The following is an 11,890-nucleotide window of genomic DNA, read 5'->3' as shown; positions in this document are numbered from 1 at the left end:
GCACGTTCTCCTTTCATGATCGCTTTTTTCCCTGCAGTTTTCTTTTGGTCCGTCTCTTATCTGCATCGCTTTCTCCTTTCTTCCGGCTTTTTCAGCCAGATAAAAAGGAAACTGAAAAAAATTCCAGTTTCCCTTTTATCTGACCAAACATTTTATGCCGTCTTCCTGTGTTCTTTTTCCTCTTTTTGAAGGATCCAGTCATCCACGCCTTTGTAGTGTTCCATCCAGGTACCGGATGCATCGGTATCCCAGGTAACTCTTTTGCAGGACACATTCAGTTCCTCACAGATCTCATATAGTTTTATGCAGCCTTTTCGGATCATGTCCCTCTTTCTGCGCTTTCTGGGGCATTCTCCATGATACAGATGAATTCCATGTTCACATTGCCGGCACGCACTTTTTTCATCGTGCTTACAGGACAATTCCATCATTTTATCCATGTCGTAACATTCGTAAACTCTTTTTAACCCCTGCTCTTTCAGTTTTCGCAAGACAGTTTCCAGTCCTTTATGATTGGAAACTCCAGGGACTCCGATATAAGGATTTCCTGTACACATCCATGCGATCTCTGCCTTTAAGATCCCTTCTGTTACGTAAACCGTGCCATCCTTTATTTTCCCAAACATTCCTGCCGGGCTGCCGCTTGATGTGCCTTTTTCTAAGCCGCTGCTGGTAAACCAGAGGTACTTCCGTTCTTTTAAAGGAACATCCAGCCGGATCTGGAATCCTATGATCCGTTCCTTCCCATCCCGGACCGGGCAAAGATACCCGTTATTCTTCCTATAAAAAGCAGCTTCCCAGTCACCATCCCGGTTGATGAAAAATCCAGGAACCCCATCCAGGCGAAATCCCTTTTTTAAGAGCTTTCTGGCAATGGCCACGGAATTCTCCTCATCCGTACTTAAAAAACCTCGTTCTTCCATCTGTCTGACCTCATTTAACGTCAGCCCACGTAGGAGGAGGTTCCTCCGGTGTGTTTCCTTAAGCTTAAGAAAAGTGAGCATCTCCTTATATACCTGGTCCCGGTAATCCCATTCCTCTTCCGTAAGGGAAATGCGTTTCTTTTTAGGAACGATAGAAGCGAACCCATTTCGTGTCGTGGCCTGCTGCCTTTCATCCGTTCCAGAAAAAGAAAGTGCCTGCCTTATCTCACGGTAGGCTTCTTTATACCGGTTCCTTCCATAAATGCCGGATAGTTCCGCATACAATGTCAGCATGTTTCCGGATGCTCCGCAATGATAGCAATGGTAAACATTTTTCAGTTCTCCATTTTTGCAGATGCAAAAACTGCATTTTCCTCTTAAATCCCCGCAAAAAGGACATTCCACCGGAAATTCGTCCTGGTAAGAATCACTCAGTCTTCGGATTGACAAAAGATCTGCTACTTCTGCGATCGTAAACGATTCTCTGGCATACATGCCTTCCTCCTTTTCATAAAAGATGGCCCCGTTCCCGGAGCCACCTCGAACTGTTTCTCTGTTTTCAGGCTGCTTTTTGCATTTCCTTTTCATGATCCAAAAGAATCTTCGCAGCTTTCTGTATTTCCTGATTCTGGCCTTTGTAACGCTGTACCAGCCATTTGATCGTCTGGTAACCTCTGGCATCCTGCATCATTTCCCCAAGAGGGGTTCCGGCATAGACACCAAAATTGCAGATAACCTTTTCTGCCCATTTCACTTCGTCTTCTGCATCCTCTACGTTATCTATATCCTCTACCGTTTCCTCTGCCGTCTCTTCTGGTGTTTCTTCCTCTTCTTCTGCATCAAAAGAAATCTCATCATCCTCATCAAATGGAACTTCATCCGTTTCTTCTACTGCACGGAAACCGTCTGCATCCGTCTCGGCAGTAATTTCCTCATCTACGGAGATTTCCTCGGTCTGAACCGGATCTTCCGCTTTGGTTTCTTCATCGGAAAATTCTTCCAGTCCGCTTTCACTTTCTTCCATTCCAAAAGTCATCTGTCCAGGCAGGTTTTCTTCTGTATCCGTTACTGCATATTCCACTTTTACAGGATCTTCGGATATGGCATTTCCATCACGCAGTTTTTTACGGTCCGTTTTCTTTTCCCTGACCGGTTCCGTTTGCTCCTGCTTTGCTGCGGTTTCTTTTCTTTCTGTCTTTTCCTGTTTCTTTTTCGGTTTTTCCGGTTTTACGGAAGCTTCCTGCTTCGGCATTTCTTCTTTTTCCGTCCCACGCATGTCCGGATCGTCCATTCCAGATGCCTGCATGATATTGAATTTATTCAAGAAATAATATTTCAGGCCATACGTCCATGCCGCACCTTTTGCTTTATCCGGTGCTTCATTGGTTCCAATGACATGCAAAAAGCTCCGTACCTTGTCTCCCGGACGGTCTGCATTGGTCCAGCACAGTTCCAGATCAGCCTCATATCTCCAGAGTGCTCCCATTTCCTTTAAAAACACGGAATTGCCCTGTTCGTCCATCTGAGTCGGCCTTTCACTTAAGATGTCAAAATCGACCCCGTATTTATTAAGGGCCGGTGTCAGGCATTCATAAATATCATCCAGTTTTACAAAATCATAAGTAACGTCCTCACTGTACCGTTTGCGGATCAGCTTCGGCACCTTTCTTCTGATCTTGATCATCTTCTGGTTCAGATTCATGTAATTGTATTTACCCATATTATTCGTTTCCTCCTGATTTTTTCATTTTTTATACTAAGCAGAACGCGGAAGGCTTGCCTCCGGCCCTGTCCCAGTCTTTTTTAACATTTCTTCCATTTCTTCCCGGATACATCCGATACAGATCTTCTTTTTTGAGATCTCCGGAAGTTTTTCAAGCAGCCACTTCTGGGCGAAAAGCTCTGCTGCCCGCTGTGGGTTGCTTAAATATTCCAGAAACATCCAGTCAGAAAATTCCCACTTCATATCCGCAAAATGAAACTGCGGCTGATAGATCAGATCCTCCGTCCGCTTTCCTTTTTTAGTAAAACGGTCTGCATTTAGCTGGATATAAACCCTGCTGATCTCCGGGATCATCTGTGCAGCTGTATACCCGCCTTTTAACAAAAGTTCATCCCATTGTTCCCGAATAAGTTTCTTTCCAATGCGGCTTACCTGTGTTTCCAGTTTCGGGATCAGATCCTCACGCACAGGAAAACCAAAATCATCCGGTATCCCGATCGGCTTCAGAAAAAGATCTTCTGCTTCATAAAGGGAATACTCCGGCATGTGGATCACGGCACACCAGTTCCGGTCTGTTTTTCTGTTTTCCTTTAAACAGTCAAAGAAAAAGAAACAGTTTCCATATCTTGCCTTTATAAACAGCTGTCCGGAAAATTCTTTTACTTCACAATCCGGCGATTTCAGCCATGCGATCAGTTTTTCTGCCTCCCTGCTCTCTTTTAACCAGTCCGGAAGTTTTCTATCCATCACATACCTCCGTAATTTAGATATATGGCAGGGAATACCTGGAATACACCATCTTTGCCCGTTTTAAAAATGCAGAGCCTTTTTCTGCTTTTGCAAACCATTCCACAAAAAACCGTGTCAGGTTCTGTTGCAGTGTCCGGTGGGTATCAAGGGCATAATCCACAAATTCCCCATATCCGTCCATACTTCCTGCAAGCAGGTAGCAGGTAAACATTTTTGCCATCTGTTCTTCGTCTGACTGATCGATCTCCATTTCCTCTGCGCCGTCATACACCAGGCGCACCCTCTCTGGCTGTTCCTTTACATGCAGGCACAGATCATCGGCCATCAGTTTCGATGCTTCGTTTCGAAGGTCGTAATATCTGACCTCTGAAAGACCTTTTAGCCAGGCAAACCCAAGATAAGTGTAATTGTCTTTTATTTCCTGCTGCTCTTTTGCCATGGACTCCATAAATTTTTTGTGTCCGGTGGGATGGCAGTTCAAGTATTCATCTACCAGCAGCCTTGCCACATCTTTTCCATTCGTAACCTTCATGTTTTCCTCCCATCAAAAAAAGACAGTCCATGCTGTCTCCATTCTTTTAAATCCTGTTAGTATTTTACAGTGCCAGGAATATCATATTCATGCCAGCGTTTTGACACACAGCCGGCAATTTTTTCTTCCAGAGCTAAAAGTCCTCTCTCATTCGTCTTTTCCTGCCTTGCAATGGTAATGGATTCACAGATCCCACAGTAGATCTCGTATGCGCTGCATGGCTCATCCCCAGTAGTAGCCTTAAACTGCTCCACGGTTTCTGCAAGCAGTTTTTTTCCAAATCCCGCCTGCTTCATGATCCCTGCCATGGCATTTGCCGGATGCTCGATCCAGATATCACACAGCCGCATGACCCCTTTTAAGACTTCCCGGTAGTAATCGAAGATCGACTCTATGTTTTCCGTGAAATCTTCCATTCCTTTACAGTTTTTGTGCGTAACCTTCAGGGCATTGCCAAGGATCACATTTCTTGTCGGCTCCTGCAGGGAATAAAAAATATTCGCTCCGGACACACCAACGTCTGACGTAGTGATCCGTACAACTGCTTTTATGTCCTTATCGGTCTTTCTTCCATAATTCTGCATCAGTTCCTTATAAACATCTGTAAGTTTCGTATCTTCCAGCTGCCAGGACGCCGTAACAGAATAATGGTCTGCATAGCCGTTTAAAAACGTTGCCTTCTCATAGTCCCCATGGATATATGCCGAGGTAACCATGTACATATCCGGCATGGATATGATGGCATAATCTTTTTCATCACCAGACAGGACTGCCCTTATTTTTCCTTCACAGAAACGGATCAGTGCTCTTCCTCTTGCAACCTTCAGGCATTTATTCAAGATCTCTGCCAGTGTTTTCTTATCGACATCTGCCAGGGCTTTGCCATCAATCCTGGCCCGTCCTTTCAACGATTTGATTGCTGAATTTCCTATATAACAGATCCTCTCGGGCAGGATAAGAACCAGCCTGGAATGAGATAAGGTATCTTTTTCCAGTGCTTCCAGGGAAATGCCCGGAACCTCTGTACAGGTTTCCTCTCCTGCAGCTGCTACCTTTAATTTCTTACTGGTGATCCGGATCCATTCTGCCCGGCTGTCTATCTCTTCCAGATACTCGCACAGTTCCTTTTCTGTCCGGAACTCCTTATAAAAGTCATCTTTATAATACATAATGTCCGCCTTTCCACGCTAGCTGAAAATCCGGACTTCAACAGCCTGTATCTTTCCATCTTCGATGCAAAATACATAGCCGTCTTCTGCCATCTCCATAAGCATTCCAATTTCCAGTGCATTTGCGTTTTCCCATTTAATTGTCTCCATAATCGACCCTCCTGATTTTACAATGTGTTTTCTTTTTTTGATGTTCTTAAGGTATTTCTTTTTGCAGTTTCCTTAACTGCCAGTTTCATTCGTGCTCCTCCTTTCTGCTTTTTATGCAATAAAAAAAGACACAAAAAGAATCTTCTTTCCTTCTTGCATCTTCCTTATATTTTGCATATCCATTTTTTCTCATTAAGGGCAAGACCACCCCAAAGTGTTTCTTCCGGAATGTCCGGAACTAAAGAATAACCACAGTCTTTTATAGACTGTTAAATTATTTTTCATTTAAAGACTACCACAACATTTTGTGGTTGTCAATTATTTTTAACTATATATTGTGTTATTGTGTGAGCTATCTTTATTATTCTGTTACATGTTGTGACAGGCGGCATGATACCGCCTGTCTTTTCATCCGTCTGCATAAATGCATGTATCTGAGGGGAATAGGTAATCTGTACATGCACTATGAAAACGTCTTACTCAGCGTTTGGATCCGCCGGGGAAATATTTTTGGCAAGGCTTCGCCCGTTGGCATCCGTCCCTGCTTCAAAAAGGACCGGCTGGCCACCGCTTAATTTCCGGTATCCATCCATCTGGATCTCCGAAAAGTGGGCGAAATAATCAATCCCGTCTTCACCGGTGATAAAACCGTATCCTTTCTGTGCGCTGAACCATTTCACGGTTCCCTGTAGTGTTTCTGACATATCCTTCTCTCCTTTGCTGTATTTCCCGCAATAGTCTTTTGCGGAAACAGGGCAGCATGGAATCGAACCATGCCTGGTGCTCCCCTCCCTGCTATAAAATGGATCTCTTCCTCTTATATTTCTTCGTTTCCCAAAAAAGTCCCGTTATTGAGTGCTGCATCCACCCGGCGGATTCCTACCAGCTTCTTTTCATTTATGCCAAAATAAAACCGGTAACGTTTTCCCTCCAAAACTTTTACGTTTTTATCCAGCAAAAGTTCACTCTGCCGTCCGGCCGGATCACTTACCCGGATCTTCCGTAATCTTGCAAAGGGATTTTTCCCGTCTATCCCGGTTACCAGCCCTTCCACGATTTCATAGGTCTTTTTATCCGCGGTGCGGAAAATAAGATATGTTCTTATAAACCCGATAATCCCAAGCAGGAAAGACCAGAAAATAAAAGTTTTATCTTTCATCCATGTTCCCATAAATGATCCGAAAAGCAGGATAAAAAGAGACAGGATACCATATCGCTGGATCCTGTCCTTAAAAAAATCCGGTATATTCTGATAACGTGTTCCAAAATCTTCCAAGCATCTATACAGCCTGTGCCAATACGGATGTTCCGTTTGCTTCAAGGCAGTCCTCCCTTCTTATGTTGTCGATCACAAGCTGTTTCTTATAGTAAAGCTGCGCTACGCGGCTTATAAATTCCCGTTGTATCTGTTCCTGGCGGGAATCTGCTAAATTGGGTTCCCTGCTTTTTGCCTCTTCTTTTAAACATTTCAGGTGGCAGGAAACATCCCCTTCTCTTTGAAGATAGGAAAGTAGCTGGTATTCCTCTTCTGTAAGCAGCGGCTTTTTAAAAGCTCTCAGTGAAAACTTCAGTCCTTTTCCCATGGAAAGGGCTTCCATAAAATGCTTCATGCGTTCTGTCCGTGAAAAGGCCATGGGAGACATGACTGACCGGCTGATAATGCTGTATACAGCTTCCTCTCTGGTACATCCTTCTGTCAGCACAACCAGGCCCCGCTTTACCAGACGGTTCAGGCAAAACTGAAAATCCTCTTTGTCCGCCCATTCCTGTGCCTGTTTTTCTCCAAGGCTAAATACAAGAAGACGATGCATCTGGGAATGGATCTTATCCTCTTCACAGAAAGACCAGGTGAGCGCAGCCCACAAAATAGTTTCCATTTCTGTAAGTACTTTTTCTTCCCCATCTACCCAGACACAAAACCTTCCATCTGCATCATCTTTTTTCATTCCGATTGCTGTATACCATCTCATGACATTTCCTCCTTGTCATTTTCACTCTTTCTAATCTCTGCTTCTGATCTGTTTTCTTTCATAACTTGTTACCCATACATCATCATTTCCAGGAGTTTTGGAAGTACATACCCCAAAAGCATGCCTGCTGCCGTACAGATTCCGATATTCGGCCGTCGCAGTTTCCATACTTCCTGTGTTTTGGTCCCGATAATCCTTGTTCTTCCCGGTACGATCCACCTGAGTTTCCGATAAAACTCCATGAATCCCTGATTGTCAAAGCCAAAGGATCGTACACAGAAAACATCCCGTTCCTGTTCTTCTTCATCCAAAAGGAAAAAGCTTTTCTGTTCTTTCCCTTCTTTTCGGATCACGATATAAAATTCCGGAACTCCCCGTCTGGTTCCTTCTACGATCTTATCCATCTCATCGTAAAAGATCCTGCAGGACTCATATTTTCCGTTTTTTTCCGGCTGGCAGACTGCCAGGCTGTCCTCTTCAAGTGCCATATAACAGTTTTCTGCCTCCATGATCCTCCGGCTGATTTTTATGGCCTGACGAAGAAGCAGGATTATCGCAAGCGCCAGTGCAGTACACAAATATGCAAGATCCCAGCATCTTTTCTGGTATATGAAAAAGTATGCGCTGATTCCCTCTGCCACACTGCATATTGCTGTCATAATAAAATACTGTTCTTTAAGGTCCATCAGATGATATACATCATCTTCTGTCGCCTGTAGTCTCAAGGGCATCCATCCTTTCCGTCATGCCACGCTTATTTTATCCGGGGATTTCTTTTTTTCCTCTCGGCTTTTTATATAGTCTGTACATTCCCGGATGGTCTGTTCACACAGGTAATAAGAAAATTTCCCGATATGTGTGTCCTTTTCCCGGAGATTCAAACGGTTCTGAAGCCAGATATATGTGCTGTGTTTGGTCATATAACCATTTTTCCAGATTGCATCCAAAGCTCTGTGTGCTTCGATCCGCTTATTACGCAGATTGCTGTCAGCCATGGTTCCCATGGGACGCATACTTTTTTTGTGTGCCCCAATGTATGAATCACAGGAAGGATAGCCGCTGCATACATACAGGTATTTCTCCGGATCCAGGTTGTTATCCCCATAGACATAGGCTGCCGGCCTAAGTACCCCGGGTCTTTTGCAATATGGACAGTACAAGGTTTCCCGCATCTGTTTTTTCTTCTTTTTTGCCATCTGACGTCACTCCTTTCCATCTTTATCTCCGATGTTAAAGAATTCCCTTTTTCTGTGTCAACAGAATTCTTTGAAAATCATAAAAACATTTTCAGGAAGCTCTTTTGATAAGCCTTGTGATAATACCTTCTGCCACTTCATAGTTGTCGTTGATGCGGGTCACCACAAATCCGATCTTATCTTTCTTTCCCGGAAGTGCGGACATATTGCAGGAATGTGCCACGGCATTGACTCCGATATCAAGGCGGATAAAATAGGTTCCCTTATAGACTTCCGTAATAATCCCTGTATATTTTCCCTGTTTATGGCATTTCCGGAGGTTATCTTTATTGATATTGGCTGTCGGACTCTTTGCATCCACTTCTATAATGATCTGGTCAACAGAGCTTGCTTCCACCTTATTGACCATGACCAGCACCAGATCACCTACCTGGAATTTTTCTCCGGCATCTACCATCCACTCCCAGGCCATGTCTCTGGCCCGGACAGATACTTCTACACCAAAGACTTCCAGGCGGACTGCTTTGGGAGCTACTGCGATCACCCTTGCTTCTACGATTCTGCCTTCATAGAGCATTGGTTTTTCTGTATCTTCTCCGATATAAAAAGTCTGTCTCTTTTTAAGCATTGCATCTTTTCTGGATGCTACAACGCTCCGGCTCTTGTTATCCAGATCTTTGATGATGAAATCAATGTCACAGCCGAGCATATTGTTTGCGATACGGACCTGACGGTTTAAGGTATCCGCATTTTCACGCCCGTCGCCCTGAAGGTTGATCATCATTTCATTCATTGGGATAATGATCCGGAAACCATTAAAGTATGTAACAGCGACCATCCACCCGCTCTCCAGTTTTTCAATGCCCCCGAGCTGGCCCGTCAGGATCTTTCTGGTACGATGTGCATTCAAAAGCTGATGCCATCTGGCTTCTTCCTGTTCCTCCATGCTTTCAACCTGTGCGTCTACATCAATTGTCAAAACACCATCGTAGACCGCACGCGGAACATCTTTTTCCCCATTTCCCGCCAAAACTGTTTTTTTGGTATCCTCCATATACTTCCTCCTGTTCTTATTTATTTTTGTCTTCTCTGCTCCATCCAGAAGACTCCTGTTCCTCCGGTACTCAGGAAAGACAAAAGAAGACACAAAAAAAGCAGCCCGTTTAAAGCTGCTTTCTTCATGCCTTCTTTTTACAGATACCATTCTATAATACATGGAATTCTATGTCAATATTACCTTAATTGCAATAGCGTCGCATATCGGTTTCTTTTATGAAATTTCGAAAATTATTATTGCAACAATAGCGGCAACTATCATATATGAGTAAGCAAAGTTCAACATTGCAGATATTCCCGATCCATTTTCAAAATATCGAAGCGGTAAGGGCTACCGCGTTTTGGCGTACCACTATCAAGGTAGTCGCGTTTCACGACACCCTTTTGCGTACAGAAAAACCGCCATACAGGTTTCCCCATACGGCGGCAGAATGTTTATTTGCCGAACAAGTCGCTGTGTGTACCGGTGCGGGCCAGCGTCAGCACCAGAACATCATCTTCTATGCGGTAGACAAGTAGCCAGTCCGGGAGAATATGACATTCCCGATGACCTGCCCAATCGCCGGACAGGTCATGGTCGCGGTTCTTATCTGGCAGTGGTTCGCCCATTGCCAGCATTGCTACGACTTCCTCCAGCAGCTCGATCTTCAAGCCACGCTTGATGGCTCGTTTGTAGTCTTTTTTGAAACTGGTCGTGTACTTGACGGTATATTTGGTTTCTTTCATCTTTTCAGGTCAGCAAACAACTCGTCAAGGTCATTGAAGCCCTTTACAGACGGGTCTTTTGCAATCCTTTCCGCTTCCAGCATGGCAGCAACCGTTTCTTTGTTCGGCTGTTCCAGCCTTACTTCAAAGGGAATGCCGCCTTCACGAAGCGACTGACGCACAAAGATGTTAAACGCCGTAGTCAGGTTCATGCCAAGTTCAGTAAACAGTGCGTCCGCCTGCGCTTTCAAATCTGCGTCCATGCGGATACTGATGTTTGTGGTATTTCTAGCCATACGATCAACCCCTTTCTGCTGGCAATTATAGTATACGCCATTTGCACGAAGAAAACAATACTTTGCACGAATATTTAACAATAAATTCATTCAATGAGGTTAGCTGCACTGTCAACTACCCAGTCGTAGTAACGGCTTACGCCTCCGACCTTTTATCCCCAATAGGCATTGCTGCCTAAAGTGGCGTTACATCATTGGATGGTTGACAGCACCCTTTTTAGCAGAGTTTACTCTGTTACAACTGTATTAGGTACTTGGCTATCAGTAAGATAGTTTATTCCCATACGATACAGATTCATAGCTCCAATACGGTCATCATTAGACGTATAACCGCAGTTTTTGCAAGTAAACAAGTGTATTTTCTTATTACCATTAGACTTTTCAGTATGTCCACAAGCAGGACAGCATTGACTGGTATAACGAGGATCCACCTTTATTACAGAAGATTGATTCTGCTTTGCTTTGTAAATCAGCTTCTGCTCAAGGTCATAAAAAGACCATGATACAGAAACATAGCGGTCTTTTGTTTTGACACGCTCTGCAGCATTGCGAATACCAGTCAAATCTTCTAATACAAAGAGAGTATGCTTTGGATTACCGGTGGCGAGTGCCTTCGATACCTGATGGTTAATATCCTGCATCCAACGGTTTTCTCGCTGACCGATAGCTTTTAGTCTTCGTCTTGAGGATGGCGTATGTCGCATGCAGAAGCACTTTGAGACCTTGCGCCCTCTGTTATTCTACCCTAGAAATACTTTGCCAGCTGCTTCAGACCACGCCGGATGCTGTCACGGACACGGCTTGGATCTACACCTTCTACTTCGGCAATTTCATTTACCGTCATTCCCAGATAGTATCGGGCATAAATTCGCTTTGCCTGTTTCTCCGGCAGCTTCATCACAGCGGCATAGACCTGCTCCTGAAACTGTTTTTCCTCCAGAAGCATCTCCGGTGTCTGGGGCTTCATCAGAATCGCATTTTCAATGCCGTTGTCGCAGTCCAGGGAGTAGTACGCCTTATAGCGATACATCCTCCGGTCATAAGCAGCTTCCGTACGCTCAGCGGCTCGGATCGTCTCCAGCACATCTTCTGTTACTTCTACAAAGTAATCATTTTTATAAACATCGGGATATAAGTCCCTAAGATTGACTTTCTTCATTATGTACCTCCATTTCGATTCACGGGCGATTGACGAGTGAATCGAAAGGAGGCGGAGATCGGCATCGACATACTTCGGGAGCTTTCCCGAAAAATCGACAATAAAAAGCGCCAGCTCCCCGCAACGGGAAACTGGCGCAACAAAAATGACTATGATTCTTCTGCTTTAGTAGGAATGATAATGCCGATAGGTAGTCATACCGCCCCGGAGGAGGGGCAAGGCTTTTTTTAATTGGTGCAGCTCATGGGTGCTATGAATGAC

16 protein-coding genes and 1 pseudogene are annotated in these 11,890 nt (G+C 44.3%); 1 reads left to right on the top strand and 16 read right to left on the bottom strand.

Annotation, left to right across the window (positions count from 1 at the left end; all coding sequences use genetic code 11):
• Nucleotides 1-152: 152 nt before the first annotated feature.
• The 16 genes and pseudogenes from H8Z79_RS04590 to H8Z79_RS04520 all read right to left on the bottom strand — a co-directional run bounded on the left by H8Z79_RS04590 (nucleotide 153) and on the right by H8Z79_RS04520 (nucleotide 11,629).
• The gene (locus tag H8Z79_RS04590; protein ID WP_059086887.1) at nucleotides 153-1,418 is read right to left on the bottom strand and encodes a DNA primase; all 1,266 of its coding nucleotides are present in this window, start codon (nucleotides 1,416-1,418) and stop codon (nucleotides 153-155) included.
• A 64-nt stretch (nucleotides 1,419-1,482) separates the two neighbouring features.
• The gene (locus H8Z79_RS04585; RefSeq protein WP_059085778.1) at nucleotides 1,483-2,643 is read right to left on the bottom strand and encodes an ERF family protein; all 1,161 of its coding nucleotides are present in this window, start codon (nucleotides 2,641-2,643) and stop codon (nucleotides 1,483-1,485) included.
• 36 nt (nucleotides 2,644-2,679) lie between these two features.
• Nucleotides 2,680-3,393, bottom strand: coding sequence for a hypothetical protein (locus H8Z79_RS04580; protein ID WP_118039756.1), 714 nt, complete (start codon nucleotides 3,391-3,393; stop codon nucleotides 2,680-2,682).
• Between the two features lie 16 nt (nucleotides 3,394-3,409).
• Entirely contained in the window at nucleotides 3,410-3,928 is a 519-nt protein-coding gene (locus tag H8Z79_RS04575) for a hypothetical protein (RefSeq protein WP_118039757.1), read from the bottom strand.
• 56 nt (nucleotides 3,929-3,984) lie between these two features.
• The gene (locus H8Z79_RS04570) at nucleotides 3,985-5,097 is read right to left on the bottom strand and encodes a hypothetical protein (RefSeq protein ID WP_118031066.1); all 1,113 of its coding nucleotides are present in this window, start codon (nucleotides 5,095-5,097) and stop codon (nucleotides 3,985-3,987) included.
• A gap of 18 nt (nucleotides 5,098-5,115) precedes the next feature.
• Nucleotides 5,116-5,247 (bottom strand): hypothetical protein, encoded by a 132-nt coding sequence (locus tag H8Z79_RS17110; RefSeq protein ID WP_005423021.1) that lies wholly within the window; start codon nucleotides 5,245-5,247, stop codon nucleotides 5,116-5,118.
• A 476-nt stretch (nucleotides 5,248-5,723) separates the two neighbouring features.
• Nucleotides 5,724-5,951, bottom strand: a complete 228-nt coding sequence (locus H8Z79_RS04565) for a cold-shock protein (protein ID WP_005423033.1) — start codon at nucleotides 5,949-5,951, stop codon at nucleotides 5,724-5,726.
• Nucleotides 5,952-6,064: 113 nt separating this feature from the next.
• Complete coding sequence (locus H8Z79_RS04560; RefSeq protein ID WP_118050886.1) at nucleotides 6,065-6,568, bottom strand: hypothetical protein; 504 nt, start codon at nucleotides 6,566-6,568, stop codon at nucleotides 6,065-6,067.
• The gene (locus tag H8Z79_RS04555) at nucleotides 6,528-7,217 is read right to left on the bottom strand and encodes a hypothetical protein (protein ID WP_118039758.1); all 690 of its coding nucleotides are present in this window, start codon (nucleotides 7,215-7,217) and stop codon (nucleotides 6,528-6,530) included. The genes H8Z79_RS04560 and H8Z79_RS04555 overlap by 41 nt, the downstream gene beginning before the upstream one ends.
• Nucleotides 7,218-7,285: 68 nt before the next feature.
• The gene (locus H8Z79_RS04550; protein ID WP_117592333.1) at nucleotides 7,286-7,942 is read right to left on the bottom strand and encodes a hypothetical protein; all 657 of its coding nucleotides are present in this window, start codon (nucleotides 7,940-7,942) and stop codon (nucleotides 7,286-7,288) included.
• 18 nt (nucleotides 7,943-7,960) lie between these two features.
• Entirely contained in the window at nucleotides 7,961-8,413 is a 453-nt protein-coding gene (locus H8Z79_RS04545) for a zinc-finger-containing protein (protein WP_055066318.1), read from the bottom strand.
• 91 nt (nucleotides 8,414-8,504) lie between these two features.
• Nucleotides 8,505-9,467 (bottom strand): S1 RNA-binding domain-containing protein, encoded by a 963-nt coding sequence (locus tag H8Z79_RS04540; RefSeq protein ID WP_118037303.1) that lies wholly within the window; start codon nucleotides 9,465-9,467, stop codon nucleotides 8,505-8,507.
• 437 nt (nucleotides 9,468-9,904) lie between these two features.
• A complete protein-coding gene (locus H8Z79_RS04535) occupies nucleotides 9,905-10,195 on the bottom strand; it encodes a type II toxin-antitoxin system YafQ family toxin (protein WP_117639918.1) in 291 nt (96 codons plus the stop codon).
• A complete protein-coding gene (locus H8Z79_RS04530) occupies nucleotides 10,192-10,470 on the bottom strand; it encodes a type II toxin-antitoxin system RelB/DinJ family antitoxin (RefSeq protein ID WP_055066319.1) in 279 nt (92 codons plus the stop codon). Before H8Z79_RS04530 ends, H8Z79_RS04535 begins: the two co-directional genes overlap by 4 nt.
• A 227-nt stretch (nucleotides 10,471-10,697) precedes the next feature.
• A pseudogene (locus tag H8Z79_RS04525) lies at nucleotides 10,698-11,180 on the bottom strand (RNA-guided endonuclease TnpB family protein); the annotation flags it as partial.
• A gap of 35 nt (nucleotides 11,181-11,215) precedes the next feature.
• Complete coding sequence (locus H8Z79_RS04520) at nucleotides 11,216-11,629, bottom strand: sigma-70 family RNA polymerase sigma factor (protein WP_118034438.1); 414 nt, start codon at nucleotides 11,627-11,629, stop codon at nucleotides 11,216-11,218.
• 36 nt (nucleotides 11,630-11,665) lie between these two features.
• Between H8Z79_RS04520 and H8Z79_RS04515 the strand changes: the two genes are divergently transcribed.
• A complete protein-coding gene (locus H8Z79_RS04515) occupies nucleotides 11,666-11,860 on the top strand; it encodes a hypothetical protein (protein ID WP_118034436.1) in 195 nt (64 codons plus the stop codon).
• The last annotated feature ends 30 nt before the right edge of the window (nucleotides 11,861-11,890 follow it).

Source organism: Blautia intestinalis, from assembly GCF_014297355.1.
Classification (GTDB): domain Bacteria; phylum Bacillota; class Clostridia; order Lachnospirales; family Lachnospiraceae; genus Blautia_A; species Blautia_A intestinalis.
Note: the sequence above shows the minus strand (reverse complement) of the source record. Positions and strands in the feature narration are given on the sequence as shown.

Excerpts from the sequence above, each read along its gene's own strand:
- H8Z79_RS04590 (WP_059086887.1), bottom strand. The coding sequence starts at position 1,418 with ATGTATGCCAGAGAATCGTTTACGATCGCAGAAGTAGCAGATCTTTTG.
- H8Z79_RS04585 (WP_059085778.1), bottom strand. The coding sequence starts at position 2,643 with ATGGGTAAATACAATTACATGAATCTGAACCAGAAGATGATCAAGATC.
- H8Z79_RS04580 (WP_118039756.1), bottom strand. The coding sequence starts at position 3,393 with ATGGATAGAAAACTTCCGGACTGGTTAAAAGAGAGCAGGGAGGCAGAA.
- H8Z79_RS04575 (WP_118039757.1), bottom strand. The coding sequence starts at position 3,928 with ATGAAGGTTACGAATGGAAAAGATGTGGCAAGGCTGCTGGTAGATGAA.
- H8Z79_RS04570 (WP_118031066.1), bottom strand. The coding sequence starts at position 5,097 with ATGTATTATAAAGATGACTTTTATAAGGAGTTCCGGACAGAAAAGGAA.
- H8Z79_RS17110 (WP_005423021.1), bottom strand. The coding sequence starts at position 5,247 with ATGGAGACAATTAAATGGGAAAACGCAAATGCACTGGAAATTGGAATG.
- H8Z79_RS04565 (WP_005423033.1), bottom strand. The coding sequence starts at position 5,951 with ATGTCAGAAACACTACAGGGAACCGTGAAATGGTTCAGCGCACAGAAA.
- H8Z79_RS04555 (WP_118039758.1), bottom strand. The coding sequence starts at position 7,217 with ATGAGATGGTATACAGCAATCGGAATGAAAAAAGATGATGCAGATGGA.
- H8Z79_RS04545 (WP_055066318.1), bottom strand. The coding sequence starts at position 8,413 with ATGGCAAAAAAGAAGAAAAAACAGATGCGGGAAACCTTGTACTGTCCA.
- H8Z79_RS04540 (WP_118037303.1), bottom strand. The coding sequence starts at position 9,467 with ATGGAGGATACCAAAAAAACAGTTTTGGCGGGAAATGGGGAAAAAGAT.
- H8Z79_RS04535 (WP_117639918.1), bottom strand. The coding sequence starts at position 10,195 with ATGAAAGAAACCAAATATACCGTCAAGTACACGACCAGTTTCAAAAAA.
- H8Z79_RS04530 (WP_055066319.1), bottom strand. The coding sequence starts at position 10,470 with ATGGCTAGAAATACCACAAACATCAGTATCCGCATGGACGCAGATTTG.
- H8Z79_RS04520 (WP_118034438.1), bottom strand. The coding sequence starts at position 11,629 with ATGAAGAAAGTCAATCTTAGGGACTTATATCCCGATGTTTATAAAAAT.